Origin of the sequence: Vreelandella salicampi, assembly GCF_013415105.1 — a bacterium.
GTDB classification, from domain to species: domain Bacteria; phylum Pseudomonadota; class Gammaproteobacteria; order Pseudomonadales; family Halomonadaceae; genus Vreelandella; species Vreelandella salicampi.
Window position 1 is genome coordinate 120,487 of sequence record NZ_JACCDF010000007.1, and the last position, 24,731, is coordinate 145,217.

Consider the following 24,731-nt stretch of genomic DNA (forward strand, 5'->3'; position numbering starts at 1 on the left):
CATGGTTATCCGGTACCGATGGTTAGCGACGCTTCTTTCCTTAACGCTAATGGTTGCGGTCGACGCCAACGCGCAATCGCCCAAACGCGACGCCGATGCTATTGAAGCGCGTATTCAAACGCTCAACAGTGAGTTAAGCGCGCTTCAAGCTGAGCTTGACGACATAGAAAAGCGTAAAGAAGATGGCGCTCGCCACGCATTCTTTAAGCACGCCGATATACAGACTGCGAATAAGGGTCAGGCTACCACCATTGAAGATATCAACGAGCGGCGCGAACTCGAACAGGCTTCTAACCGCAACCCTTTTTCAATTACCACGCACCGCACCAATTATTTGCTGCCCCTTAGCTACAACGCCAACCCAAACCGTGAGAGTTTTCGCTCTATCGAACCCGGCACGGCGCCTAGCCCGACGGAGTTAAAGTTCCAGTTCAGTACCAAAGTAGGCATCGCAAGCGGGGTGCTTCTCGGCCAAGGTGATCTTTACTTTGGATACACCCAGCGTAGCTGGTGGCAAGCCTACAATACGGACGCCTCTTCACCGTTTCGTGAAACTAATTATGAGCCTGAGCTATTTATCGATTTTGATAACGCCTGGGATATTTTTGGTTGGATCAATGCCCGTAACCGTATTGCGCTGAACCATCAGTCTAACGGACGCTCTGACCCCCTATCGCGCAGCTGGAATCGAGTATATGCCGAAAGCATTTTTCAGCGCGGTGATTGGGCGCTTATGCTCTCCCCCCATTGGCGCATTCCCGAAGCGGAAAGCGATGATGATAACCCCGATATTCACCACTACATGGGCTATGGCGACATTCGCCTGGCTAAACGGCTTAATCGCGATCACGAAGTCATCGCGCAGTGGCGCGGTAACCCCAAGCATGGCAATTACGGTACCCAAATTGACTACAGCTGGCCTGTGTTTAATAACCTGCGTGCCCATGTGCAGTACTATTACGGCTACGGTGAGAGCCTGATTGATTATGACCATCGTGTGCACCGGTTAAGCATGGGTTTTAGCCTTAATCCGCTGTTTACCCCCAGCGGATTAAACCGCTAGTGGCCTAACCCTTCTTGTCTCATTCACTGTGACTGCTATGCTGATAGTGGCATTTATATCAATTTTACCGTCAAAGGAAGACCTCATGGCTAAACGTCCTTCACATTATTCCGAACAGTCTGAACAACTCAAAGAAGACCTGCGTCAACTCAGCGAAACCGTCGAGGAGCTGGTTAACGCCACGGCTAAAGACGCAAGCACTGAAATGAGCGATCTGCGCTCGCGTGCTGAGCGTCGTCTAAAAGACACCCGCTCGCGTCTAGAGGCCCGGGGTGAAAAAATCTATACCGATACCCGCGATTCACTCTCCCAACAAGTCGACTGCTGTGACCGCTATGTGCATGACAATCCGTGGTCCAGTATCGGCATCGGTGCGGCGGCTGGCGTTGTCGTAGGATTACTGCTCGGGCGTAAGTAATGGCGCTAGGGCCAAGCCAACGCGTCTTTTCCGCTGCTAAACGCTTGCTCCATACACTGCTCGCTAATGGCGAAACGCGGCTGCGTTTAGCAGTGCTGGAATTAGAGGAAGAGCGCGCCCGCTTACTTACGTTGATTCTGCTTGCTGGCGCTAGCCTTTTGTTGCTGCTCTTAGGAGTAGCAACATTAACGGCTCTGGTGATTATTCTTTTTTGGGACAGCTACCGAATTGTAGCTATTAGCGTCAGTGCCGGTGTTTTGATTTTTACCAGCTTACTGCTAGGTATTATCGCTATTCGCCAAGCGAAACGGCATACGCTGCTAAAAGAGACGCTGAACCAATTCTCCACGGATCGAGCGCTAATGGAGCTAGACGACGATGCCGAGCCCCATGAAAGACACTGACACCAAGGTTTTGTCGCGCGCCGAGCGCAAACGTGAGCTGTTAAACCGCTTGGAGCAGCAGCGTATTGACATGATGGTGGAGAGTTTGCGCCTGCAACGTGCAGGCGCTCCGTTGGATGCCAGCTGGCAACAAGTCACCCGCTTCAAAACGCCACTTACCTTGCTCGGCGGCATTGTCGTGTGGAAAGTTTTGCGCCAGCCAGGGCGTCTTGTTTATATCGGGAAACGCGCCCTCACAGGCTACGTGGCGTTGAAAAAACTCAGACGGCTAACGCATTAACACGCCTGCCCGCAGGCCACGCCGCTTGCCCACGCCCATTGAAAGTTAAACCCGCCAAGCTCGCCGGTGACGTCGAGCACTTCGCCGATAAAACGCAGCTGAGGTAACCCCTTCACGCTGAAGTCTTTTGAGGAAATCACCGCGGTATCCACGCCTCCAAGCGTGACTTCCGCGGTGCGCCACCCTTCTGTGCCTGAAGGCTTGAGCTCCCAGGCATTAAGCCGCGCCGCCCACGCGTCAAGCTCAGCATTGCTGTACTGCGCTAATGGTCGGCTCTGCTGCTCATCGACGTACCAGCTCATTAACGCTTGAACCAACCGCTTAGGAAAACGCTCCCCCAACCACGTCGAAAGCTGGCGTTTAGGCGTTATTTCGCGTGCGTGTCGTAATGCCTCACCAGCGTTTTCATGCGGCAACATATTGAGGCTCAAGGCATCGCCTGGCTGCCAGACGCTAGAAATCTGCAGCATCGCCGGGCCCGAAATGCCGCGATGGGTAAAGAGCATGGGTTCGAGAAACGTTTTTTCTCGGCAACTCACAGATACTTCCACACTAACGCCGGCAAGCTCGGCAAAGCGCGACTTCCACGGCTCGCTCAGGGTAAACGGCACCAGCGCCGGGCGTGTAGGCAGCACCTCAAGCCCAAATTGGCGGGCGATATCATAGCCAAACCCCGTCGCCCCCATGGTCGGGATCGAAAGCCCACCACTGGCGACCACCACGACGCCGGCATCGATGCGCCCTTTGGAGGTGGTGAGGCGCATACCCTCGCCATTACGCTCGACGCTATCAATCCGTGTTTTCAGCTGCACTTCAACGCCCGCCCACTCACATTCGGTGAGCAATACATGCAAGATATCTTTTGCTGAGGTAGCACAAAACAGCTGCCCGGGTGCTTTTTCAACGTAATCAACGCCGTGGCGCTCGACAAGTTCGACAAAGTGCTCAGGGCGATAACGCTTAAGCGCGGAGATGCTGAAATAAGGATTTTCTGAGTAAAAGTGCTGTGGAGTGGTAGCGAGATTGGTAAAGTTACAGCGACCACCGCCGGACATCAGAATTTTTTTACCCGCTTTATTCGCATGGTCGAGCAATAGCACGCGGCGCCCGGCATAGCCAGCTTGCGCCGCGCACATAAGGCCGGCGGCACCCGCGCCGATTACTACCACATCAAACGTCATGTTGGGTATCCCTGTAATAAAGCGCCTAGGGTACCAGCTGCCGAGTGAATCGCCAGCGTAACGGGCTATCTTGCTTCCTGTGTACTTGTGTCAAAAAATCATATAGCTTTTGTATAATTAATTATCGACCAAACAGACGTTAAGACTTTACCGCTACCCGCTGAGAAGCTCATGGAACGCACACCCTCTCTTTATATTCGGCGATTAACGCTTGCGCTCACCCTGTCGTTAACCATTGGTGCTGTATTGAACGCTAGCACCGCGTGGGCACAATCACCGCCGCCGGTTATCGCAGCAAGCGCGGAGCTGAAACGCTGGTCAGACCCCATTGAGGCGCTCGGCACATTGCGAGCCGATGAGAGTGTTACGCTTTCGGCCACGGTCACCGACACGGTGGCGGAGATTAATTTTCATGACGGTGAGCTCGTTGACGCTGGGCAGCGTCTGATCCAGCTTAATGATACTGAGGAGCGCGCCCAGCTTCGAGCCGCTCGCGCGCTGGAGGATGAACGGCGCAATGCGCTTAACCGCGTCACCCAACTCCAGGCGCGTAACCTCTCGGCACGCGCTGACGTTGAGGACAATCAGGCGCAGCTGCGCCAAGCCACTGCCGAGGCCGAAGCATTAGAAGCGCGCTTGGCTAACTACCGCTTGGAAGCGCCGTTTAGCGGCCGAGTCGGGTTTCGCGATATTAGCCTAGGCACCCTGGTCACTCCCGGCATGGAGCTAGTCACCCTGGATAAGCTGGATGTGATGCAGCTCGACTTCAGCGTACCGGAAGTCTATCTCGGCGAGCTTTCATCAGGGCTTGCGCTTACCGCCACCAGCGCTGCCTATCCGGATGACGCCTTTAACGGCGACGTCGCTACCGTCGGCACCCGCGTCGATCCTGTATCGCGCAGTGTTACCGTGCGTGCTGAAGTTGATAATCCATCGCTCCGTTTACGTCCTGGCATGTTCATGCAGGTCACGCTTGCGCCGACACCACGCGAGACACTCGTCTTGCCAGAATCCGCCATCGTGCCCGAAGGGCAACACCACTATGTGTGGTACTTGGACGCCGGGGATAACAACCGCGTGGCATGGCGCGAAGTAAAACTCGGCTCGCGGCGCGAAGGCGAAGTGGAAATTGTCGCCGGACTTGAGCGCGGTGATTTGGTCGTCGCCCACGGCACCGAGCGCGTGCGTGAAGGCCAAACGCCCGAGCTACTTGGCGTGTTAAACGATGATACCAGCGTCTCTGAGCTAATACGTCAGGAGCGCCGCTGATGCGTTTATCGGATATTTCCGTTCAGCGCCCAGTGCTCGCAACCGTATTGGCCGCGTTGATTGTCGCCTTTGGCCTACTCGCCCTGGAGCGTTTGCCGCTGCAAGAGTATCCCTCGATCGATCCCCCCATCGTTGGAATCGATACGCGCTACCCTGGCGCCTCGGCAAGCATTGTGGAAACCCGCATTACGCAGTTATTGGAAGACCGCATTTCCGGCGTCGAAGGAATCGAGGTGATCTCATCGAGCAGCGAAGATGGCCGTTCCAGCATCAACGTCGAATTCAGCTTGGATATGGACATCGACGCGGCGGCAAATGATATTCGCGATCGTATTTCTGGCTCCCTCGACAACCTGCCCGAAGAAGCCGACCCACCTGAAGTACAAAAAGCCGACTCAAGCTCCGATGTGGTGCTGTGGCTAAGTCTCTCCGGCGACAACTACAGCATGGCGGAGCTCACCGACTACGCCGACCGCTACTTAGTGGATAGCCTTTCGGTACTGCCTGGCGTTGCCCAAGTCCGCGTGGGCGGCGGGCGTGAATACGCCATGCGTGTGTGGCTCGATGCGAATGCATTGGCCGCCCGCGATCTCACCGTCGGCGACGTGGAACAAGTACTGCGCGAAGAAAACGTGGAGTTGCCCGGTGGTGCCATCGAATCCCGCGAGCGCCAGTTTATCGTGCGCCTGCCGCGCAACTTCAGCACGCCTACGGACTTTCGTTCTTTGGTGTTGTCGCAAAGCGACAACGGCTACCTGATGCGGCTGGATGACGTCGCCCGTGTGGAAATCGGCGCGGTCGAGGAGCGCACCATTTTCCGCGGTAACGGCGTGCCGATGGTGGGCCTGGGGTTGATGAAGCAGTCCACCGCCAACGTGCTGGAAATCTCACAAGGCGCGCAGGCCGAAATGCAGCGTTTGCAGGACACCCTGCCGGATGGCATGACGCTTAGCATGAACTTCGATTCTTCGGTGTTCGTTTCCGGCGCGATCAAAGAAGTGCTCATCACGCTATTTGTCTCGATGGGCCTGGTCGTGGTGGTGATCTTTCTCTTTTTAGGCAATATCCGCACCACGCTAATTCCTGCTGTTACGGTCCCCATTGCGCTCATTGGTGCGTTCGCCGCCCTTGCCGCCATGGGGTTCACCATCAATTTACTGACCCTACTCGCGCTGGTGCTCGCTATTGGATTGATCGTGGATGACGCCATTGTGGTGTTGGAAAACATTCATCGACGCATGCAGGAGTACGGCGAACCTCCCCTGGTCGCCGCCTTTCGCGGTTCGCGCCAAATTGCCTTTGCGGTCATTGCGACCACGCTGGTACTGATTGCCGTATTTATCCCCTTGAGTTTTCTACAAGGCGATATTGGCCGCCTGTTTTCCGAATTTGCTCTGACGCTTGCGGCCGCCGTGGCGCTATCAAGTCTACTGGCGTTGACGCTCACCCCGATGATGGCGTCGAAAATTCTAAAAGTGGACATGCACGATGGCCGTATCGCCCACGGGGTAAAAGCCGTGCTGACCACCACGCAAAACGCTTACCGTTGGCTACTAAAGCGCGTCTTAGCGCTGCGTTTGCTGGTGGTGGTGCTTTTTTTCGCGTTGATCGGGGCCATGGTATGGCTCAACGCCGAGCTGCCCAACGAGTACACCCCGCAGGAAGATCGCGGTAACTTTTTTATCATCGTCAACGGCCCGCCCGGCGCGACCTACAGCTACATGCTCGACTACATGGATGAAATTGAAGCGCGCCTGTTGCCAATGGTGGAAGAAGGTGAAATCGAACGCGTTGTGGTACGCGCACCCCGCGGCTGGGGCAACATCGAAAACTTCAACGGCGGCTTTGTCATCATTAACTTGGCGGACTGGGACAGCCGACGCAGTGCCTGGCCGATTATGGATGACATTCGCCAAACCTTGAGTGATCTCCCCGGGGTGCGCTCTTTCCCGGTGATGCGCCAAGGCTTTGGCTCCAGCGCTGAAAAGCCCGTGCAGTTTGTGATCGGCGGCGGCACCTACGAGCAACTTGCCGAGTGGCGCGATACGCTCATCGAGCACATTGAAAACGACAACCCGCGCTTGACCGGGCTAGAGAGTGACTTTGAAGAGAACCAGCCCCAGCTACGGGTAGATATCGACTATACCCGTGCCGCTGCGCTAGGCGTCACCATCAGCGAAATTGGCCGTACCTTGGAAACCCTACTCGGGGGACGCAGCGTTACCCGCTACGTTGACGATGGCCAAGAGTACGACGTGATTTTAGAAGGGGAATCAGGAGCCCACCCAAGCCCGCGTGCGTTGGAGAACATTCACGTGCGCTCGGCACGCTCAAACGAGCTGATTCCGTTAGCAAGCTTGGTCACCATGACCGACTTTGCCGGCCCCAGCACCCTCAACCGCTTTAACCGCCTGCGCGCGGTGACCATTGAAGCTGACTTGGTCGACGGCTACCCGCTGGGTGAGGCACTGTCCTACTTAAACGCGACGGTGAATCAAATACTGCCTGCCGAAGCGCAAACAGACGTAAAAGGCGCCTCTCGTGATTATCAAGAAGCCAGTGGTGCGACGACCTTTTTATTAGGATTAGGGATTTTGGTGGTATTTCTGGTACTTGCTGCTCAGTTTGAGAGCTTTGTGCATCCGTTCGTGATCATGCTGACGGTGCCACTGGCGATAAGCGGTGCGCTGCTTGCGCTTTATGTCACCGGGCAATCGCTGAATATCTACAGCCAAGTGGGGCTGGTGATGCTGGTAGGGCTCGCGGCCAAAAACGGAATCTTAATCGTGGAGTTTGCCAATCAGCTGCGCGATCAAGGTTTTGCGTTTCACGATGCGCTGGTGGAAGCGGCTGTCACGCGCTTACGCCCGATTTTGATGACGGCGGTGACCACCATGGCCGGAGCGATTCCTTTGGTGGTCTCAAGCGGACCCGGTGCCGAATCACGCTTGGTGATCGGCACGGTAATTATGGCGGGCGTTGGGGCGGCGACGCTTTTCACACTCTTTGTGGTACCGGTGGCGTATGATTTGCTCGCCCGCCGTACCGGCTCCCCTGGCGCGGTCAAAGCCCGCCTTGAGCGCGAATTAGAACACGCCCCGGAAGGTCATTAACCGCGCTGACTCACTCGTTGCGGGCGCTTAGCAGTCGTCTACGCGCTCGCCTTCAATCGTCGTATTCATGGTCATTTCGCCCATCGGCGATTGGGTGAAAATTTCCACGTCGCCTTCGACACGGTCACCCATAAAGCGCATTTCGCCTTCGATATTCGCCTCGCCGCCGTCGGCTCGGCATACCATGCTGTAAGAGAGGCCGTCGGCACTAATATCCTGGTTGAGAAGCTCGCAGCCTTCTTCCTCTTCGATGAAGCCGAAATCAGCGCTATCCAGCTCTTCTTGGGTAATGCACTGGCGATCCGTGTCCGTCTGATCGGGAATGTCCATATCGGCATCAATGCTCGTTACACTGACAAACTCCCAATCACCCGGCGTTAAGTTGGGTGTTTCAGCCTGGGCGGCCAGCGGCAGAACGAAAAAAGCCGCAATGGCTAACGGGCGTACAATCATGGTTATTCTCTCTATTGGCTATGGGTGAATGGCATTATGCTAACCGATTCACTACTCAGATGCCCGGTTAGCTCTTGTCGCTCCTCATTAGGTAGCATCTTGCGCATCCGCCTCTAGCGTTACGCGGCGCTTGTTCTCATTGCGACGCATCAGATACCACGCGATAAAGGTAGCCAGCGAGACGGCGAGAATGATAAGCGTGGCTAACGCATTGATCTTCGGCGAAACGCCCATGCGCACCGATGAAAACACCACCATCGGCAAGGTGTTGGCCCCTGGCCCAGAAACAAAGCTGGCGATCACAAGATCGTCCAGCGATAACGTAAAGGCCAAAAGCCAACCCGCCGCCAGCGCCGGGGAAATTACCGGAAGCGTGACAGAAAAAAACGTTTTTATCGGTGGCGAGCCCAAATCCATCGCCGCCTCTTCAATCGAGCGGTCCACCTCGCGCAGCCGCGCGGCAACCACCACCGCAACATAAGCGCTACAAAAGGTCGTGTGGGCGATCCAGATCGTCGTCATGCCTCGGTCTGTCGGCCAGCCGATTAACTGTGCCATCTGCACGAAAAGCAGCAAAAGCGACAACCCGGTTATCACCTCCGGCATTACCAGAGGCGCAGTCACCATGCTTGAGAGCGCCGTCTTGCCACGAAAGTGACCAAAGCGTGTCATCACAAAGGCCGCGACCGTGCCCAGGCACACCGCCATACTGGCGGAGAAAAACGCAACGCGAACGCTCGTCCACACCGCGGCTAGAATTTGTTCGTCTTCAAACAACGCGCCGTACCACTTAGGCGAAAACCCTGCCCACACGGTCACAAGCTCGGAGACGTTAAACGAATACACCACCAACACCGCCATGGGCAGATAGAGAAACAACAGCCCTAGTACCAGCATCACGGTGGAAAAATTAACGCGGCTGCCGGCGATCATGACTTCATCTCCTTCGACTGATAGCGGTGAAACCACACAATCGGGATCAGCAACAGTAGCAGCATGACCATTGCCAGCGCCGATGCCACGGGCCAATCGCGGTTTTGGAAAAACTCGTCCCATAACACTTTCCCAATCATCAGCGTATCTGGCCCGCCCAAGAGCTCGGGGATCACAAACTCACCCACTGCGGGAATAAACACCAGCATTGAACCGGCGATAATCCCGCCCGTCGACAGCGGCAACGTGACTTTCATAAACGTATTAAAACGTCGCGAACCAAGATCTGACGCCGCTTCTAACAGCGAGTCATCCAGCCGCGACAAATGCGCGTAAAGCGGCAACACCATAAACGGCAGGTAGGCATACACGATGCCGATGATCACCGCAAACGGGGTGTTCATCATGCGCAGCGGTGTGTCGATCAGCCCCAACCACAGCAGCAAATTATTGATCAAACCGCTATTACCCAGAATGCCCATCCAGGCGTAAATGCGGATCAAAAACGAGGTCCAAGACGGCAGCATCACCAACAACATCAGTACCAGCTGCCAGCGTCTGGGCGCGCGTGCCATGGCATACGCCATTGGGTAACCAAGCAATAGACACGCAAGCGTGGCCGTAAAAGCAATTTTGATGGAGCCCCAATACGCCGCGACGTAGTACGAATCACTGAGCAAAAAGAGATAATTGCCCACGTTGAGAAAGACATGCAGTGTTTGGTTGGCGTACTCCACTAGCGGGCCGTAGGGCGGTACGTTAATCGCCGCCTCGGACAAGCTGATTTTGAGCACCAACGCAAACGGCATCAGAAAGAACAGCGAAAGCCACACCAGCGGTAACGCGATGATCGCTCGACGGCCTAACCGCAAGCGCTTGGCCCATGCCGTCACTTGACGTCGCATCATACCCACTCCCCTTGCCTAGCGATTGAGCACGATGGCGCTATGATCTTCCCAGTACACATAGACCGCATCCTCCCATGTCGGCCGGTCGCCTCGGCGCTCAGTGTTGGCCATGCGGACTTTGATCAACTGTCCACGAGAGGTACGAATGTAGTAAAGCGAAAAGCCACCTAAATACGCGATGTCCTCGACCTCACCCTGCTCCCAATTGAACTCGCCTTGGGGCTGCTCACGGGTCAGCCAAACCTTCTCAGGGCGGATTGCCGCCCACACCCTGCGCTCATCGGCTTGGGTGGTAACACCATGATCGATATAAATCGGTCGCTCCAACATAGGCGACTCAATCCGGCAATGACTCGCGGCATCTTCGGTAACCTCGCCCTCAAACAAGTTCACTGTGCCGACGAACTCCGCCACCATACGGCTTACCGGGCTTTCGTAGACATCCACCGGCGAGCCGACTTGCTCGATCCAGCCATCGGCCATAATCGCCACGCGATCCGCCATGGTCATGGCCTCTTCCTGATCATGAGTCACCATGATGCAGGTCACGCCTACCTGCTCGATGATCTCCACGACCTCCAGCTGCATCTCGGTGCGCAGCTTTTTATCCAGGGCGCCCATGGGCTCATCGAGGAGCAAAAGTTTGGGGCGTTTAGCCAGCGAACGTGCCAGCGCCACCCGTTGGCGCTGGCCGCCAGAGAGGTGATGCGGCTTACGGTTAGCAAAGCGCTGCATATGTACTAGCTTGAGCATGTGCGCCACGCGCGCCTCAATCTCGTCCTTTGACAAACGATCCTGCTTAAGCCCAAAGGCGATATTTTGCGCCACGCTCAAGTGGGGGAACAGCGCGTAGGATTGAAACATCATGTTGATGGGACGTTTATGCGGCGGCATCTGGGTGATATTGCTACCGTCAAGCACGATGCGCCCTTCGCTGGGCGTCTCAAAGCCGGCCAGCATACGCAGGAGTGTCGATTTTCCCGACCCCGATCCGCCTAGCAAAGCAAATATCTCACCGCGTTTGACCTGAAGGTTGACGTCATCTACCGCAACGGCATCATCAAAACGCTTAGTCAGACGCTTCACTTCCAGCACAATATCTTCACCAAACCGCGGCGTCTTCCCTGGCGCCCTATCGGCAGCAGCAGACGACATCGCAGCAGAAGCGCGAGAAGCTGAGGAGGATTCGGGCGGTAACGGTTTTGATGGCCCAGATTCTGAAGACCCAGGTGTTGAAGACTCAGGAGGAGATGAAGCCATTCGCATTCCCATCGGTAGGCTCGCTAATGCGAAAAATAAAAGACAAACAGCGGGCCATTACATTAAAGGCCCGCTGCCATTAGCTGCAAAAAAGCTTAACGCCCAGATTTTACCCGGTTCCAAATGCGTGTCCGAATACGCTGTACGTTTTGCGGCTTCTCATCCACAACGTACAGATTCTCCATTACCGCATCGGTTGGGTAGATAGCACGATCATTTAAGATTTCATCAGGCAAGTACTTATCCGCCGCTGCGTTAGGGTTGGCATAGTTCACGTATTCGGTGATATCAGCGGCAATTTCAGGGTCAAGAATAAAATTGATAAAGGCGTGAGCGTTTTCTGGGTTGGGCGCATCTGCTGGCACCGCCATCATATCAAACCAAAGCTCAGCGCCTTCTTTGGGAATGGTATACGCCACGGTGAAATCGCGCCCCGCATCTTCAGCACGGTCAGCCGCCTGAAACACATCGCCCGAGTAACCGGCCGCTACACACATATCACCGTTGGCCAAGTCAGACACATAGCGCGATGAGTGGAAGTAGGTCATGTCATCGCGTACTGAGGCGAGCAGATCCCCCGCCGCTTGGAGGTCTTCGGTGTCGTTACTGTGCGGATCTAAGCCGAGATAAGCCAAAGCAGGCGTCATCATCTCAGCCGCGGAATCCAACATCGAAAGACCACAGCCGGCTTCGTTTAGCTTTCCGGTGATTTCCGGGTCAAACAGAAGTGCCCAGCTATCCACCGGCGCGTCATCGCCTAAAATTTCCTTCACACGGTCGGCGTTATAGCCTATCCCGTTGGTACCCCACATATACGGCACCGAGTAACGGTTACCCTCGTCAACGACATCCAGGTTTTCCAACAGGACATCATCCAAATTGTCCAAATTGGGCAGTAAGTCGTGATCCAGCTCCTGATAAACGCCGGCTTTGATTTGACGCGTCAGGTAATAGGTGGAGGGCACCACGACATCATAGCCGGAGCGACCGGAAAGCAGGGCAGCATCGAGCACTTCGTTGCTATCAAACACATCGTAAACCACATCAATGCCGGTACGCTCGGTGAACGTATCTAGCGTCTCGGGGGCAATATAGTCTGACCAGTTATACACCCGGACTTCTTCTGCGTGAGCAGTCGCCGCCGTTGTGGCCAATGAGACGGCCACAACGGCCACGGAAAGTTTGTGCATATTCCCCATCAAAACACCTCCTGGTTGACTGTTTTTGCATCTCGCCATGTCGGTTAAATTTTGCGGCGCGGGGTCGACTATCGCAAGTTAAAGCGGACAAAATGTTGTATTTCGCTCGGCTTATCCCCACCTACAGTACTCCACAACGCATAAGATGCTGCTTGCGTTGCTTAGCATAGCTATATCCTATCGATTACATGGCTATTATTAATTTTCGCAGCGCAGCATCTACGACTAAGATATAAGTACATTTTAAGTCACAACGTATTTCAATCATTAGGAGATAAACCGAATGTCCCTTATCAATACTGAAGTTAAACCGTTTAAAGCCACTGCCTACCACAATGGCGAATTTGTTGATGTCACTAGCGACAGCCTAAAAGACCAGTGGTCAATCTTCTTCTTCTATCCGGCCGATTTTACCTTTGTTTGCCCAACTGAACTCGGCGATTTAGCCGACTATTACGAAGAGTTCAAGAAGATGGGCGTTGAAATTTACAGTGTGTCTACTGACACCCATTTCACCCATAAAGCATGGCACGACAGCTCCGAAACCATCGGTAAGCTTCAGTTCCCGATGATTGCGGACCCTACGCTTAAGATTTCGCGCAACTTTGAAGTGCTGATCGAAGACGACGGCCTGGCCGAGCGCGGCACTTTCGTTGTCGACCCGGATGGCAAAGTTCAGATCGTCGAAATCAATGCCGGCAACATCGGCCGTAACGCCGAAGAGCTGTTGCGCAAAGTGAAAGCCGCACAGTATGTTCGCGCCAATCCGAACGAAGTATGCCCAGCTAAGTGGGAAGAAGGCGCAGAGACACTCGAACCGTCTCTCGATTTGGTTGGCAAAATCTAAGGTGACACAAACCTCAGCTAGCCTCACCGCACGATAGCAAGCCACTTTTATTCGGCTTTGCTAGACACCCGGGGCTTCCCGGGTGTCTCCCTTAGCATTTGATTTTTACCCCCACGTCACCCTTTTTATCTTTGCCACCTGCGAGGAAAGCACTGTCATGCTGGACGCTAAACTAAAAAATCAGTTGAAAGCGTATCTGGAAAAAGTGACTCAACCGTTCGAGATCGTTGCGTCCCTCGATGACGGTGAAAAATCGCGTGAGTTACTTGGCCTTTTGGAAGACATCAACGGCCTTTCCGATAAGATTTCCCTTTCAACCGACGGTGAAAACGAGCGCACGCCATCGTTTGCCATTAACCGCCCGGGTGAAGAGACCGGCGTGGTGTTTGCTGGCATTCCCATGGGGCACGAATTCACTTCGCTGGTATTGGCCCTGCTGCAGGTAGGCGGCCACCCGCCAAAGGTCTCCGACGAAGCGCTTGAGCAGATTAAAGCCCTCGATAGCGAGATGCAGTTTGAAACCTATTACTCGTTATCGTGCCAGAACTGCCCTGACGTGGTGCAAGCGCTTAACTTGCTGGCGATTTTCAACCCGAAGATTCGTCACACCGCCATTGATGGCGCGCTATTCCAAGACGAAGTGGAAAGCCGCGAGGTCATGTCGGTGCCGAGCATCTTCTTGAACGGTAAGCCGTTTGACCAGGGTCGCATGACTTTAGAGCAGATTCTTGCCAAGGTTGATACCGGTGCGGCCGAGCGCGACGCCAAAGCGATGAGCGAAAAAGCCGCGTTTGATACGCTTATTGTCGGCGGCGGCCCAGCTGGCGCTGCAGCGGCAATTTACTCGTCGCGTAAAGGCATCAACACCGGTGTGGCCGCTGAGCGCTTTGGCGGCCAAGTCGCGGATACCATGGGCATCGAGAACTTCATTTCGGTATCGAAAACCGAAGGCCCGAAGCTGGTTTCTGCCATGGAAGAGCACGTCAAAGACTACGACGTCGATGTCATGAACCTGCAACGCGCAGTGACGTTCACCCCGGCGGAGCAAGAAGGCGGCCTGCATCAGATTACTTTTGAGTCGGGCGCCACGCTCAAGAGCAAAACGTTGGTACTGGCCACCGGCGCCCGCTGGCGGGAAATGAACGTCCCCGGTGAGCAGGAATATCGCAACAAAGGCGTGGCGTACTGCCCTCACTGCGACGGCCCGCTGTTCAAAGGTAAGCACGTGGCCGTTATCGGCGGCGGTAATTCCGGCGTGGAAGCAGCCATTGATCTAGCGGGTATTGTCGGCCACGTCACGCTGATTGAGTTCATGGGTGAAATGCGCGCTGACGCCGTGCTGCAGAAAAAGCTTAAGACCCTGTCGAACGTCGACATCATCCTCGACGCCCAGACGACCGAGGTCACTGGCGACGGTAGTCGCGTTAACGGCCTAAGCTACAAAGACCGCACCAATGATGAAATCAAACACGTCGAGCTGGACGGTATTTTTGTGCAGATCGGCCTCGTACCCAATACCGAGTGGCTCAAAGGCTCGTTGATAGAAATGACCCCACGCGGCGAGATTATTGTCGACGCCCACGGCATGACATCAGTGCCCGGGGTATTTGCTGCGGGCGACGTCACCACGGTGCCCTACAAGCAGATCGTCATCGCCATGGGCGAAGGCGCGAAAGCCTCTCTTGGCGCTTTCGATTATCTCATCCGTCACTAGCCATTTGGCGCTGAAGGTTTTCCCCTAGACGTTGTCCTTGACGTCAGCCCGCTCATCGAGCGGGCTTTTTTTGGGAAATACGATAGTTTTTCCTTGGCTCGGCAGAATACTACCGTTGACGCTTGCACCTTCATGGCATGCAAAGCTGTTAGTTGAAATAGTCCCTCGCACCCTAGCGTCCGACATCAACGTGACTCGCTGGCTGGCGTTGATATCGCCTTCTAAATAGCCATCGATGAAGACATGAGCGCTCTCCAAGCTGGCATTGACCACGCTGCTTGAAGCAAGCTGAATAAACTGATTTCTCGCAATGACGGCGCCTACCACTCGCCCCTTGATCGACACGCCCTCATTGGCGATGATCTTGCCTTGGATTTGCGTGGCAACGCCTAAATGACTGCCATCCTGCTGGCTCCCAAGTACCGAACTGGCATCAGGGGCAAGACGGTTATAGGCATCATCAGGCGGCGAAGTCATGTTAGACGCCAATTCATCATTCACGGCATCAAGAGGCATGGATGTGTCAGCTCTCGCCATCTGATTTTTTTTCTTTTTGCGTTTACCGTCAAATATAATCATCGTCATTACCGCAACGCCTATAACGATAAGCCATGTTTCTATCGCCATGAGATGCAACACTCCCAGCCTTTGAATGCCCAATGTCTGTTATAGCCTGCAAGCCGATAGATTAGCGTCAAGAATACGCGGCGAGTAGTCGTGTATTCTTGACACTTTGATCAAGCGGTACGCAGCGTAAAGTAAAACTTGCGCAACGACCAAGGACTCCACTTCGTCGGCGCGCTGTCTCCAAACCAACAGGATCTCCCATGTTCAGTAAAACCAAATCCCCTGAAACCAAGTCTCTTAACACCAAGCCAAACACGGCCTACAACGACACGGAAGCTTCCTCACGCGAGCCGACGAAAAGTCTGCCTAGCATTTCGCGTCAAAGCACATCCGTGATTGGCAGCCACACCCAGGTTCATGGCGATATCAACAGCGATGAAGACCTCACCATCGAAGGCCAAGTCATCGGTATCGTCACCTGTAAGCAGCATACCGTCACACTCGGCAGCGATAGCAGCCTAAACGGAGATGTTTACGCGAATACCTTGCGCGTGTCGGGAAAAGTCGAAGGCAATTTGGTCGCGCTGCATAAAGCTATCATTCATGAAGGTGCGGATGTCTCTGGCACCATTACCACTCCTAACCTAGTACTGGAAGATGGCAGCATTTTCCAAGGCAGTATTGATATGAATCCCAATAACGAAATCTTCACCAGCGTTTTCACATCACAGCAGCAAAAAAACACAACCACGAAGCCGTCACGTGATCATAAGCGCTCAGATGCAGCAGACCCAAAAGAAGACACCACTCGCGCTGACGGTGCTGAAAGCAACCCAACCGACGCGAGTGGGAGCAAGCTGGGTTAGTGAGCACATACTGGGCAGGCAGGATCACGGGGCACTTGGAAGTGGCGCCATCGACCGCTTATACCGTCAAAGGTGGAAAACCCCGTGTGAGCGTATCCGGCGCCACTTAACAACTTGAAGGCTTCAACCGCTTGAAAGCTGCCTATCAAACCGACCAGCGGCGCCATTACCCCGCTTTCGGCACAGGAGAGCGCTTCATCGCCGCTCTCATCAGGCGGATACAGGCAGGCATAACAAGGGCATGCCGGATCGCGTGGGTCAAACACCGCGAGCTGGCCGGAAAAACGAATCGCCGCGCCGGAAACCAACGGCACACCTGCCGCCTGGCAGGCCGCGTTAATCGCATAGCGGCTTGAGAAACGATCCGTACAATCGAGCACCACATCCACCTTTTCCACCAGTGCCGTGAGCGCATCGCCACCCACGTGCTCACTGATAGCAACTGCTTCGCACTCAGGGTTTAACGCCTTGGCACTTTTACAAGCCGAGTCGGCTTTGTTGCGCCCTAAGTCTGCCTGCTGATGCGCAATTTGACGCTGCAGGTTGGATATTTCGACCTCATCGGCATCGGCAATCGTAAGACGACCGACACCGGCAGCGGCAAGATAAAGCGCTACCGGCGACCCGAGCCCGCCAGCACCTACCACGAGCGCATGGGCGCTGAGTAAACGCTCTTGCCCGTCGATTTCGACCTCGGGCAGCATAATTTGGCGGCTATAGCGCAGCAGCGCCTGGTCGTCCATCATCGCTTAGCTATCCTCAAGCTTGGTTTTTCATACCTTGTCGTCGAGTTCTTCAATATCGGGCACGTGCAGGGTAAAGCTTTCTTTAACTTCTTCCATCACTACGTAACTTTTTGACTCTTTCACCCCGGGCAGGGTCAACACAACATCGCCGAGCAACTGCCGATAGGCGGACATCTCTGGAATCCGGCACTTTAAAATGTAATCAAACTGGCCGGAGACTAAATGGCATTCCTGAATCTGCGGCAGTGTCTCGACAGCACGGCGAAACTCGTCAAACACCGCCGGTGATTGGGTCTCCAGGCTGATTTCAACGAACACTAATAAATTGGCCTTAAGCGCCCGCGGGTCAAGAATGGCTTGATAGCCGCGGATAATGCCAGTGCGCTCTAGCCGCTTCACGCGCTCTAAACACGGCGTAGTGGAAAGCCCCACTTCAGCGGCCAAATCAACGTAAGAAATACGCGCGTTCTCCTGCAAGCAGCGCAGGATTTTAAGATCAATGCGGTCCAGCGTTCTGTTTTTGGCTTTCATGGCGGGATCCATTACGGTCATTAAATCGGCTTATTGGAACACCCAAGCGTAACGCGTTCGTGCCCGGCCAAGTCACGCAGGCTTTCAACGTTGTTATAACCGGCTTGACTGAGCGCAGCACGAACGCCACTGGCTTGCGTGTGGCCATGCTCCAACATCAACCAGCCCGATACGGCTAAAAACTGGCGCGCGGATGCGACTAAGTGGAGCAAATCGGCCATGCCCTCGCTTCCGGCCACAAGCGCTGAGCGTGGCTCAAAGCGCACGTCGCCCAGCTTTAAATGCGGGTCATCGGCGGCGATATAGGGAGGGTTACTGACGATAATATCAAAGGTGGGCGTGTTTACCTGTGAGACAAACGCACTAAACCAATCACTCCGCTCAAAGCACACGTTGCTAATGCGGAGGGCTTGAGCATTGCGTTTTGCAAGTGTTACCGCCTCAGGCCGAACATCCACGCCAACCACGTGCCAATTGGGCCGTTCAGAAGCAAAGGCGAGCGCAATAGCGCCGGTGCCGGTGCCGAGATCGAGCAATGTGCCACTTGGGGTGCTGGCATGCGCGAGCGCAGCTTCGACGAGAGTTTCGGTATCGGGGCGGGGAATCAGCGTGTCCGGTGAGGTCATCAACGCCAACCCCCAGAACTCGCGCACGCCAATCAGGTAGGCCACCGGCTCGCCTTGCGCGCGAGCGGCGACGAGGGCGGCAAACCGCGCGCGTTGCCAACGCTCGACATCGCGATCCCCCCAGGTATAAAGCCAGGTGCGGTCGCGGCCAATCACGTGGCAAAGCAGAACCTCAGCATCGAGGCGAGGCGTCGCGGAACCCGTTTGGGTTAGTCGGGCCGTTGCCTCTGCAAGCAGCACATCCAGCGTCATTCGCCGCCCTGTAACGCCGAAAGTTGCTCCGCTTGGTATTCGTGGATCAGCGGGTCAATCACATCATCGAGCTGCTCGCCGCTGACGACTTCGTTAAGCTTATAAAGGGTTAAATTGATGCGGTGATCGGTAATCCGCCCTTGGGGGTAGTTATAGGTGCGAATCCGTTCACTGCGATCACCTGAGCCCACTAGCGAGCGCCGCGCATCTGCTTGCGTCTGGCGCTGGGCATCTTCGGCGCTCTGTTTGAGCTTCGCGGCCAGTAGCGACATCGCTTTGGCGCGATTTTTGTGTTGGCTACGCTCTTCTTGGCACTCAACCACCACGCCGCTGGGCAAGTGGGTGATGCGGATGGCAGAATCGGTGGTGTTGACGTGCTGCCCGCCCGCCCCGCTGGAACGGAAGGTATCCACGCGCAGATCCGAGGGGTTGATATCGATATCGCCCACATCGTCGACTTCGGGCATGACGGCCACAGTGCACGCCGAGGTGTGAATGCGGCCTTGGGATTCCGTCGCCGGTACGCGCTGCACGCGGTGCGCGCCGGATTCAAACTTTAGCCGCGCGTAAACGCTGTCACCTTTCACCCGCGAGATGATTTCTTTATAGCCGCCCATTTCACCGTGATTGGCGCTGATCACTTCCACGCGCCAGCCGTGATTTTCGGCATAGCGTGAATACATGCGGAAAAGATCGCCGGCAAACAGCGCCGCCTCGTCGCCACCGGTGCCAGCGCGCACTTCTAGGAACACGCTGCGACCATCATCAGGGTCTTTCGGCACCAACAACCGTTTGAGTTCGATCTCTAGCGCTTCGAGTTTTTCGCGTCCGTCGTCAAGCTCCATTTCCGCCAGCTCGCGCATTTCGGCGTCACTGTCGCGCACCAGCTGTTCGGCCCCCTGCATGTCTTTTTCGATGCCACGATAGCGCTGCCAAGCGGCCACAAGTTCGTCTAATTCGGCGTATTCGCGCGAGTAGTCGCGAAAACGCTTCTGATCCGTGATCACTTCAGGCTCCGCTAGCAGTAGCGCAAGCTCCTCAAAACGTTCGACGAAACTGTCTAGGCGTTGGCGCAGCGTCTCTTTCATGCGGGCGTATTATCCTTATGGCGGCGTGGGGTCGCGGGTAAATGGGTTTCAAAGGCAGGCTTTGGGGGCATCAGTAAGCGCGGTACCGCTTCAAGCAGCGCGTGCTCCTCTTTTGAGGACGCATCGCGAATGGCTTGGGTCGGCTGGTGCATCAGCCGGTTGGCAAGCTGGTGAGCCAGGCGCTCCACCACGGCGGCGGGGTCTTCACCGCGGGCTAAGCGCTCGAGCGCCTGCTCGCGTGACAGATCCCGCAGCGCTTCGCCGTGACGGCGGTACTCGCGAATCAGCTCGCCACCGTTACGGATGCGCCGCTCGTGCTGCCAATGGCTAACGCCGTGTTCGATCAACGATTCGGCTTGGTCGGCGGCGACCTGGCGATGGCGACGATTTTCTTCGATAACTTCTTGCAGATCGTCAACGGTATACAGGAAGACATCGGCAAGCTCGCCCACTTCGGGTTCGATATCCCGGGGGACGGCAATATCCACCATGAACACCGGCCGGTGGCGGCGCTTTTTCAGTGCGCGCTCCATCATCCCTTTCCCTACGATCGGCAGCGGTGAGGCGGTTGATGAAATCACGATATCCGCCTCAGCCAGCGCCTCGGGAATTTCCGTCAGGGTAATAGCCTCGCCACCGAGGGCGACGGAGATATTTTCGGCGCGCGCGCGAGTCCGGTTGGCAACCGTCAGCTTACGCACGCCGGCCTCGTGTAAATGCCGCGCCACCAGCTCAATCGTTTCGCCAGCGCCAATTAGCAGCGCACGGGAGCGACTAAAGTCATCGAAGATTCGGCTGGCCATGCTCACTGCCGCATACGCCACAGACACCGGATTTTTGCCAATACCGGTTTCGGTTCGCACCTGTTTAGCGATAGCGAAAGTATGCTGAAAAAGCCGCTCAAGCTCGCCGCCCAAACCGCGCGCTTGGCGGGCCTGCTGGTAGGCGTCTTTAAGCTGCCCGAGTATTTGCGGCTCACCCAACACCATCGAATCCAGCCCCACCGCCACGCGCATCAAGTGGCGTGCCGCATCGTTATCGAGGTAGTGATAGGCGCAGCGGGCTAAGTCGTCCACACGCAAGTTGTGAAAACGCCCCAACCAGTTAAGCACGATTTGCTCGCCAGCTGCGTCGGTAACGCAGTAGAGCTCCGTGCGGTTACAGGTCGACAGCACCGCGGCTTCGCTAATTTGTGGCAGGCTACACAGTTCTTCCAGCGCGCAATCTAATTGCGCCGGTGTAAAAGCCACCTGCTCACGTACGGCGACCGTGGCGGTACGATGATTAATTCCCAGGGCAAGAAGCGTCATGCGTTATGCGTCTTCGCTCGTGTGTCAGTCTTAAACGTGTGGGTATCGGCTTGCTCAGCAAGCTAATCGGGCCAATATTCTATCACAGCCCACCTTGATCTGACGCGTACCACTTTGCCATCACCGAGCAAGCCGCTATGCTGAGCATCCGGCCACCGAATCGAGACACGCATGCCACTTCGCTTGAGAGCCTTGAATATCGCCCTACTACCGCTTGGGGCCGCGACAATTTTACTCAGCGGCTGTCAGCTGGCGCCTCCTTTTGGCGGCAGTGGCGCTGACAACGCGCTCGTAAGCGATCCCATGCTGTCGGCTCCACCTATCACCCGTGGGCTAGATGCAAAGGGATTAAGCACGCTACTCACGGCGGAACTCGCCGGCCAGCGCGGCAACTACCAAGTCGCCGCGCAAGGCTACATGGACGCTTCTCAGCGCTACCCCAGCTCAGCCCTTGGCGAGCGTGCCACGTTTGCCGCCCGCTTTAGCGAATCGCCCGAGCTACTGCAAGCGGCCGCCGAGCGCTGGCGCGAACTCGCCCCCAGCGATACCGCGCCTAGCCGCCTTTTGGCCGCAATCATGCTACAGCAAGGGCGTTGGGCAGAAAGCCTTGAACAGCGTTTAGCGGTGACCCACGCCGGTGACAACGGCGAATTGACTGCCCTTGCTGAGCTTGCCGTGGCCGATGGTGCTCCACTTGAGCCGCTGCTCATTCGCCTGCGCGAGCACCTTGCCACCCCAAATGCTGAAGCCCTGCCCCATCACAGCGATGCCCTAATGGCCACCGCGCTTATCGAGGCAAGCGTAGGGGAAACACAAGCCGCCCGGCAGCGCTTAGAAAAGGCGCAAGCATTAAGCCCGGATGCCCTACCCCTTTGGCTCGCCAAGGCGCGCTTGGCATTAGAGACCGAAGAGTACGCCGAGGCCCGTCAAGCGGCCAAACGTGGACTTGAACTTAACCCCGGCGATGTACGCTTTATTTTGCTTCTCGCCCAAGCTGAAATTCGCCTTAACAATATCAGCGCCGCAGAAGCACAAACCGATGCGCTGCTTGCAAGCCATGGCGGCAGCCATGATTTGCGTCTCGCGCTCGCTCAACTCTATTTAGAAGAAGGGCACAGCGCCCCGGCAAGACGTTTGCTTCAGCCGTTGATCGGCCAGGGTGACATCCCCAATTTGGCCTACTACCTGCTCGGCGCCATCGCCGAGGCTGAAGGCGAGGTGGATAACGCCCTTCTTTACTATCGCCAGGTAAGTGAGGGGGAAGAGTTCATCCCCGCCCGCGCTAACGCCGCCCGCATGCTCGTTGCAGAAGACCGCCTGTTGGATGCCCGCGCCTTTTTGCGTATTGAGCGAATGCGCTTTGATCAGCAGTTCAATGCGCTGCTCATGCTAGAAGTCCAAATGCTCGATGAGTTGGGCCAAACGGATGAAGCCGATGCCCTACTTAATCGCGAGATTGAGCGCACACCGGACGATAATACCCTTTTATACCAGCGGGCGATGCGCGCCTGGGGAGACGGCGACCTCACGCAAATGGAAGCCGACATTAAGCAGATCTTACAAAATGACCCCGACGATGCCATGGCCCTCAACGCCCTGGGCTATACGCTTGCCGATGAAAACGTCCCCGGACGCCTTGACGAAGCACAGGAGATGATAGAGCGCGCGCATGAACTCGATCCCGATAATCCGGCGGTCATGGATAGCCTCGGCTGGGTGTATTATCGCCAAGGCGAACTTGAACGCGCTTTACCGTGGCTCGAGCGCGCCTACGCCCAAATTCCCGATCAAGAAATTGCCGCGCACTTAGCCGAGGTATTGCACGGACTGGGGCGCGTGGAGCAAGCCCGGGCGATTCTGATGGAAGCAATGACCTATAACCGCGAGCACCCTGTTATTGACGCACTGTTAAAACGTCATCCAGAGCTTGCTCCACAAGACTATCAGCCTTAGCCACTCTGTTTTTAGTCGCGATGTTTTTAGTCGCGATGTTTTTAGACACTATGCTCTTAGGCAACATGCGCACTTAGACCCTATTGAAGGAGTCATTATGTTTTCACCCATACGACTTTCCATAGCACGACTTTCACTGAAGCGCGGCGTTACGGCACGCCTAAGTGTCGCAGCCTTCACCCTCATGCTGCTCGCCGGCTGTGCGACACAAACACCCACGGATGAGAGCGGTCGCCAGCTAGGTCAGTGGGAAGCCCAGCAAAACGATGTCGAAGCGCTACAAACCTGGTCACTTGCTGGCAAAGCGGGCTTGCGCACCCCGGAAGAGTCTACCAGCGCCAACCTTGACTGGAGCCAATACCCACACTATTTCCGCATGCTGATCAGTGGCCCCTTTGGCGGTGGTCGTACCGTGCTTGAAGGCCGTGAAGGACGCTTCTCACTTAGCAATAGCGAAGGTCGTTTTGAAGCAGAAACGCCAGAGGCGCTTATGCAGGAGCAGTTGGGTTGGTCGCTGCCCATTCGTGCGCTGCCCGACTGGGTTCGCGGCCTACCCAATGACGAAAGTTCTTATCAGCTCGAAACAGACGAATTCGGTTTTCCTCTACATCTAAAGCAAGATGGCTGGGAAATCGACTACCGCGATTGGGAGCAAGTCGACTCGCTTTGGTTACCGCGCCGCCTGGTGATGCAATACGACAAGATGCGCATCACCTTAGTAGTTAACCGCTGGCAACCTGGTTCGGAGTAAGGCGCCACCATGGCAAAAACGCTTCACCTCCCGGCGCCAGCCAAGCTTAACCGCTTGCTGCATATTACCCGTCGACGCGATGACGGCTATCACGAGCTGCAAACGCTATTTCAGCTCGTGGATATAGGCGACACCATCAGCTTCATCCCGCGTGATGATAACCGTATCGTGCTCAATGAAGGCATTGATGACGTCGCCCACGAGGACAACCTCGTGGTGCGTGCGGCTCGCCTACTTCAGACCGCAACGGAAAATTCCCACGGTGTTAGCCTCTCGATAGAGAAGCGGCTTCCCATGGGCGGCGGGCTCGGCGGCGGCAGCTCTAACGCGGCCACGGTGCTACTCGGGCTCAATCATTTGTGGCAGATGAACCTAAGCATTGACCAGCTCGCCGCGCTCGGCTTGCAACTCGGGGCGGATGTCCCGGTGTTTGTCAAAGGCCACAGCGCTTGGGCGGAAGGCGTGGGCGAAAAGCTTACCTCCGTGACGCTTGACGCCCCTTGGTTTGTGATTATCCACCCCGGTGTGAGCGTCTCCACAGCGGCGGTCTTCCAAGATCCAGAATTGACACGCAACACCCCGCCCATTACCATGGCGCGCGCACTGCAGGGGGGAGCGTCGACATGGCGCAATGACTGCGAAGCAGTGGTCAAAAAGCGCTATTCGCCGATTGCGGCTGCGCTTGATTGGCTAAACTGTTTTGCGCCCAGCCAACTGACGGGGACCGGCGCCTGTGTTTTTGCTGCGTTTGAAACGCATGAAGCGGCAAAGCAAATCGCACGCGACGCTTCTCAACACTGGCCAACATGGGTAGCGAAAGGCCTTAATCGCTCTCCTCTTCATGATGCTCTGGGTGGTTAAACGCCCCCAACTGTTAGATTTTTTGGATGTTACTGGGGTATAGCCAAGTGGTAAGGCACCGGTTTTTGGTATCGGCATTCCCAGGTTCGAATCCTGGTACCCCAGCCAAACTAACGGCAAACCGCGTTTTCTCCCATG

The 24,731-nt window shown here is 55.8% G+C and carries 24 protein-coding genes and 1 tRNA gene; 13 read left to right on the top strand and 12 right to left on the bottom strand.

All coding sequences use genetic code 11. The features are described 5' to 3' along the window. Position 1 precedes the first annotated feature (1 nt). The 4 genes from HZS81_RS09525 to HZS81_RS09540 all read left to right on the top strand — a co-directional run bounded on the left by HZS81_RS09525 (position 2) and on the right by HZS81_RS09540 (position 2,165). On the top strand, positions 2–1,063 hold the full coding sequence (locus tag HZS81_RS09525) for a phospholipase A (protein ID WP_179930320.1): 1,062 nt from the start codon (positions 2–4) through the stop codon (positions 1,061–1,063). Positions 1,064–1,148: 85 nt separating this feature from the next. Next, entirely contained in the window at positions 1,149–1,481 is a 333-nt protein-coding gene (locus HZS81_RS09530; RefSeq protein ID WP_179930321.1) for an ElaB/YgaM/YqjD family protein, read from the top strand. After that, positions 1,481–1,885 (top strand): phage holin family protein, encoded by a 405-nt coding sequence (locus HZS81_RS09535; RefSeq protein ID WP_179930322.1) that lies wholly within the window; start codon positions 1,481–1,483, stop codon positions 1,883–1,885. The genes HZS81_RS09530 and HZS81_RS09535 overlap by 1 nt, the downstream gene beginning before the upstream one ends. Beyond that, positions 1,860–2,165 (top strand): YqjK family protein, encoded by a 306-nt coding sequence (locus HZS81_RS09540; RefSeq protein WP_179930323.1) that lies wholly within the window; start codon positions 1,860–1,862, stop codon positions 2,163–2,165. The genes HZS81_RS09535 and HZS81_RS09540 overlap by 26 nt, the downstream gene beginning before the upstream one ends. Here the strand turns inward: HZS81_RS09540 and HZS81_RS09545 are convergent. Then, positions 2,162–3,346, bottom strand: a complete 1,185-nt coding sequence (locus tag HZS81_RS09545; RefSeq protein WP_179930324.1) for a BaiN/RdsA family NAD(P)/FAD-dependent oxidoreductase — start codon at positions 3,344–3,346, stop codon at positions 2,162–2,164. The two genes, HZS81_RS09540 and HZS81_RS09545, sit on opposite strands and share 4 nt — an antisense overlap. A gap of 171 nt (positions 3,347–3,517) precedes the next feature. Here HZS81_RS09545 and HZS81_RS09550 point away from each other — a divergent pair, with 171 nt between their 5' ends. Together HZS81_RS09550 and HZS81_RS09555 are read left to right on the top strand one after the other, a co-directional pair. Then, the gene (locus tag HZS81_RS09550) at positions 3,518–4,615 is read left to right on the top strand and encodes an efflux RND transporter periplasmic adaptor subunit (protein WP_179930325.1); all 1,098 of its coding nucleotides are present in this window, start codon (positions 3,518–3,520) and stop codon (positions 4,613–4,615) included. Beyond that, complete coding sequence (locus tag HZS81_RS09555) at positions 4,615–7,728, top strand: efflux RND transporter permease subunit (RefSeq protein ID WP_179930326.1); 3,114 nt, start codon at positions 4,615–4,617, stop codon at positions 7,726–7,728. Before HZS81_RS09550 ends, HZS81_RS09555 begins: the two co-directional genes overlap by 1 nt. 27 nt (positions 7,729–7,755) lie before the next feature. Here HZS81_RS09555 and HZS81_RS09560 read toward each other — a convergent pair whose 3' ends face one another. The 5 genes from HZS81_RS09560 to HZS81_RS09580 all read right to left on the bottom strand — a co-directional run bounded on the left by HZS81_RS09560 (position 7,756) and on the right by HZS81_RS09580 (position 12,481). Next, a complete protein-coding gene (locus HZS81_RS09560; RefSeq protein ID WP_179930327.1) occupies positions 7,756–8,181 on the bottom strand; it encodes a DUF3617 domain-containing protein in 426 nt (141 codons plus the stop codon). Between the two features lie 87 nt (positions 8,182–8,268). Further along, positions 8,269–9,114 (bottom strand): ABC transporter permease subunit, encoded by an 846-nt coding sequence (locus HZS81_RS09565; RefSeq protein ID WP_338401840.1) that lies wholly within the window; start codon positions 9,112–9,114, stop codon positions 8,269–8,271. Then, positions 9,111–10,022, bottom strand: a complete 912-nt coding sequence (locus HZS81_RS09570; protein WP_179930328.1) for an ABC transporter permease subunit — start codon at positions 10,020–10,022, stop codon at positions 9,111–9,113. The genes HZS81_RS09565 and HZS81_RS09570 overlap by 4 nt, the downstream gene beginning before the upstream one ends. 15 nt (positions 10,023–10,037) lie before the next feature. Then, positions 10,038–11,177, bottom strand: coding sequence for an ABC transporter ATP-binding protein (locus tag HZS81_RS09575; protein ID WP_179930388.1), 1,140 nt, complete (start codon positions 11,175–11,177; stop codon positions 10,038–10,040). Between the two features lie 200 nt (positions 11,178–11,377). Continuing rightward, on the bottom strand, positions 11,378–12,481 hold the full coding sequence (locus HZS81_RS09580; protein ID WP_179930329.1) for a polyamine ABC transporter substrate-binding protein: 1,104 nt from the start codon (positions 12,479–12,481) through the stop codon (positions 11,378–11,380). Between the two features lie 283 nt (positions 12,482–12,764). Here HZS81_RS09580 and ahpC point away from each other — a divergent pair, with 283 nt between their 5' ends. Together ahpC and ahpF are read left to right on the top strand one after the other, a co-directional pair. Further along, entirely contained in the window at positions 12,765–13,328 is a 564-nt protein-coding gene (gene ahpC, locus HZS81_RS09585; RefSeq protein WP_179930330.1) for an alkyl hydroperoxide reductase subunit C, read from the top strand. A 157-nt stretch (positions 13,329–13,485) separates the two neighbouring features. Beyond that, on the top strand, positions 13,486–15,042 hold the full coding sequence (gene ahpF, locus HZS81_RS09590; RefSeq protein WP_179930331.1) for an alkyl hydroperoxide reductase subunit F: 1,557 nt from the start codon (positions 13,486–13,488) through the stop codon (positions 15,040–15,042). Between the two features lie 24 nt (positions 15,043–15,066). Here the strand turns inward: ahpF and HZS81_RS09595 are convergent, their stop codons facing one another. After that, positions 15,067–15,669: a bactofilin family protein gene (locus tag HZS81_RS09595; protein WP_179930332.1), complete on the bottom strand. Its 603-nt coding sequence runs from the start codon at positions 15,667–15,669 to the stop codon at positions 15,067–15,069. A gap of 200 nt (positions 15,670–15,869) precedes the next feature. Between HZS81_RS09595 and HZS81_RS09600 the strand changes: the two genes are divergently transcribed. Next, positions 15,870–16,475, top strand: coding sequence for a bactofilin family protein (locus tag HZS81_RS09600; RefSeq protein ID WP_179930333.1), 606 nt, complete (start codon positions 15,870–15,872; stop codon positions 16,473–16,475). On the opposite strand, the gene HZS81_RS09605 is transcribed toward HZS81_RS09600, so the two are convergent. Genes HZS81_RS09605 through hemA form a run of 5 tightly spaced genes read right to left on the bottom strand, consistent with a single transcriptional unit; the run spans position 16,472 to position 21,028 of the window. Beyond that, positions 16,472–17,221 carry a HesA/MoeB/ThiF family protein gene (locus HZS81_RS09605; protein WP_179930334.1) on the bottom strand — a complete coding sequence of 250 codons (750 nt, stop codon included), beginning with the start codon at positions 17,219–17,221 and terminating at the stop codon, positions 16,472–16,474. The genes HZS81_RS09600 and HZS81_RS09605 overlap by 4 nt on opposite strands. Before the next feature lie 27 nt (positions 17,222–17,248). Further along, a complete protein-coding gene (locus HZS81_RS09610; RefSeq protein ID WP_179930335.1) occupies positions 17,249–17,752 on the bottom strand; it encodes an Lrp/AsnC ligand binding domain-containing protein in 504 nt (167 codons plus the stop codon). A gap of 20 nt (positions 17,753–17,772) precedes the next feature. Beyond that, positions 17,773–18,630 carry a peptide chain release factor N(5)-glutamine methyltransferase gene (prmC, locus tag HZS81_RS09615; protein WP_179930336.1) on the bottom strand — a complete coding sequence of 286 codons (858 nt, stop codon included), beginning with the start codon at positions 18,628–18,630 and terminating at the stop codon, positions 17,773–17,775. Next, a complete protein-coding gene (gene prfA / locus HZS81_RS09620) occupies positions 18,627–19,718 on the bottom strand; it encodes a peptide chain release factor 1 (RefSeq protein WP_179930337.1) in 1,092 nt (363 codons plus the stop codon). Before prfA ends, prmC begins: the two co-directional genes overlap by 4 nt. Continuing rightward, positions 19,715–21,028 carry a glutamyl-tRNA reductase gene (hemA, locus tag HZS81_RS09625; RefSeq protein WP_179930338.1) on the bottom strand — a complete coding sequence of 438 codons (1,314 nt, stop codon included), beginning with the start codon at positions 21,026–21,028 and terminating at the stop codon, positions 19,715–19,717. Before hemA ends, prfA begins: the two co-directional genes overlap by 4 nt. Before the next feature lie 171 nt (positions 21,029–21,199). Here hemA and HZS81_RS09630 point away from each other — a divergent pair, with 171 nt between their 5' ends. From HZS81_RS09630 to HZS81_RS09645, 4 genes are all read left to right on the top strand, one after another. After that, positions 21,200–22,981 (top strand): tetratricopeptide repeat protein, encoded by a 1,782-nt coding sequence (locus HZS81_RS09630; RefSeq protein WP_179930339.1) that lies wholly within the window; start codon positions 21,200–21,202, stop codon positions 22,979–22,981. Positions 22,982–23,078: 97 nt separating this feature from the next. After that, positions 23,079–23,732 (top strand): lipoprotein insertase outer membrane protein LolB, encoded by a 654-nt coding sequence (lolB, locus tag HZS81_RS09635; RefSeq protein ID WP_179930340.1) that lies wholly within the window; start codon positions 23,079–23,081, stop codon positions 23,730–23,732. A 9-nt stretch (positions 23,733–23,741) separates the two neighbouring features. After that, positions 23,742–24,593, top strand: a complete 852-nt coding sequence (gene ispE / locus HZS81_RS09640) for a 4-(cytidine 5'-diphospho)-2-C-methyl-D-erythritol kinase (RefSeq protein ID WP_179930341.1) — start codon at positions 23,742–23,744, stop codon at positions 24,591–24,593. Positions 24,594–24,626: 33 nt separating this feature from the next. Then, positions 24,627–24,701, top strand: a tRNA-Gln gene (locus tag HZS81_RS09645). Positions 24,702–24,731 lie beyond the last annotated feature (30 nt).

Excerpts from the sequence above, each read along its gene's own strand:
- HZS81_RS09525 (WP_179930320.1), top strand. The coding sequence starts at position 2 with ATGGTTATCCGGTACCGATGGTTAGCGACGCTTCTTTCCTTAACGCTA.
- HZS81_RS09530 (WP_179930321.1), top strand. The coding sequence starts at position 1,149 with ATGGCTAAACGTCCTTCACATTATTCCGAACAGTCTGAACAACTCAAA.
- HZS81_RS09535 (WP_179930322.1), top strand. The coding sequence starts at position 1,481 with ATGGCGCTAGGGCCAAGCCAACGCGTCTTTTCCGCTGCTAAACGCTTG.
- HZS81_RS09540 (WP_179930323.1), top strand. The coding sequence starts at position 1,860 with ATGCCGAGCCCCATGAAAGACACTGACACCAAGGTTTTGTCGCGCGCC.
- HZS81_RS09545 (WP_179930324.1), bottom strand. The coding sequence starts at position 3,346 with ATGACGTTTGATGTGGTAGTAATCGGCGCGGGTGCCGCCGGCCTTATG.
- HZS81_RS09550 (WP_179930325.1), top strand. The coding sequence starts at position 3,518 with ATGGAACGCACACCCTCTCTTTATATTCGGCGATTAACGCTTGCGCTC.
- HZS81_RS09555 (WP_179930326.1), top strand. The coding sequence starts at position 4,615 with ATGCGTTTATCGGATATTTCCGTTCAGCGCCCAGTGCTCGCAACCGTA.
- HZS81_RS09560 (WP_179930327.1), bottom strand. The coding sequence starts at position 8,181 with ATGATTGTACGCCCGTTAGCCATTGCGGCTTTTTTCGTTCTGCCGCTG.
- HZS81_RS09565 (WP_338401840.1), bottom strand. The coding sequence starts at position 9,114 with ATGATCGCCGGCAGCCGCGTTAATTTTTCCACCGTGATGCTGGTACTA.
- HZS81_RS09570 (WP_179930328.1), bottom strand. The coding sequence starts at position 10,022 with ATGATGCGACGTCAAGTGACGGCATGGGCCAAGCGCTTGCGGTTAGGC.
- HZS81_RS09575 (WP_179930388.1), bottom strand. The coding sequence starts at position 11,177 with ATGTCGTCTGCTGCTGCCGATAGGGCGCCAGGGAAGACGCCGCGGTTT.
- HZS81_RS09580 (WP_179930329.1), bottom strand. The coding sequence starts at position 12,481 with ATGGGGAATATGCACAAACTTTCCGTGGCCGTTGTGGCCGTCTCATTG.
- ahpC (WP_179930330.1), top strand. The coding sequence starts at position 12,765 with ATGTCCCTTATCAATACTGAAGTTAAACCGTTTAAAGCCACTGCCTAC.
- ahpF (WP_179930331.1), top strand. The coding sequence starts at position 13,486 with ATGCTGGACGCTAAACTAAAAAATCAGTTGAAAGCGTATCTGGAAAAA.
- HZS81_RS09595 (WP_179930332.1), bottom strand. The coding sequence starts at position 15,669 with ATGGCGATAGAAACATGGCTTATCGTTATAGGCGTTGCGGTAATGACG.
- HZS81_RS09600 (WP_179930333.1), top strand. The coding sequence starts at position 15,870 with ATGTTCAGTAAAACCAAATCCCCTGAAACCAAGTCTCTTAACACCAAG.
- HZS81_RS09605 (WP_179930334.1), bottom strand. The coding sequence starts at position 17,221 with ATGATGGACGACCAGGCGCTGCTGCGCTATAGCCGCCAAATTATGCTG.
- HZS81_RS09610 (WP_179930335.1), bottom strand. The coding sequence starts at position 17,752 with ATGAAAGCCAAAAACAGAACGCTGGACCGCATTGATCTTAAAATCCTG.
- prmC (WP_179930336.1), bottom strand. The coding sequence starts at position 18,630 with ATGACGCTGGATGTGCTGCTTGCAGAGGCAACGGCCCGACTAACCCAA.
- prfA (WP_179930337.1), bottom strand. The coding sequence starts at position 19,718 with ATGAAAGAGACGCTGCGCCAACGCCTAGACAGTTTCGTCGAACGTTTT.
- hemA (WP_179930338.1), bottom strand. The coding sequence starts at position 21,028 with ATGACGCTTCTTGCCCTGGGAATTAATCATCGTACCGCCACGGTCGCC.
- HZS81_RS09630 (WP_179930339.1), top strand. The coding sequence starts at position 21,200 with ATGCCACTTCGCTTGAGAGCCTTGAATATCGCCCTACTACCGCTTGGG.
- lolB (WP_179930340.1), top strand. The coding sequence starts at position 23,079 with ATGTTTTCACCCATACGACTTTCCATAGCACGACTTTCACTGAAGCGC.
- ispE (WP_179930341.1), top strand. The coding sequence starts at position 23,742 with ATGGCAAAAACGCTTCACCTCCCGGCGCCAGCCAAGCTTAACCGCTTG.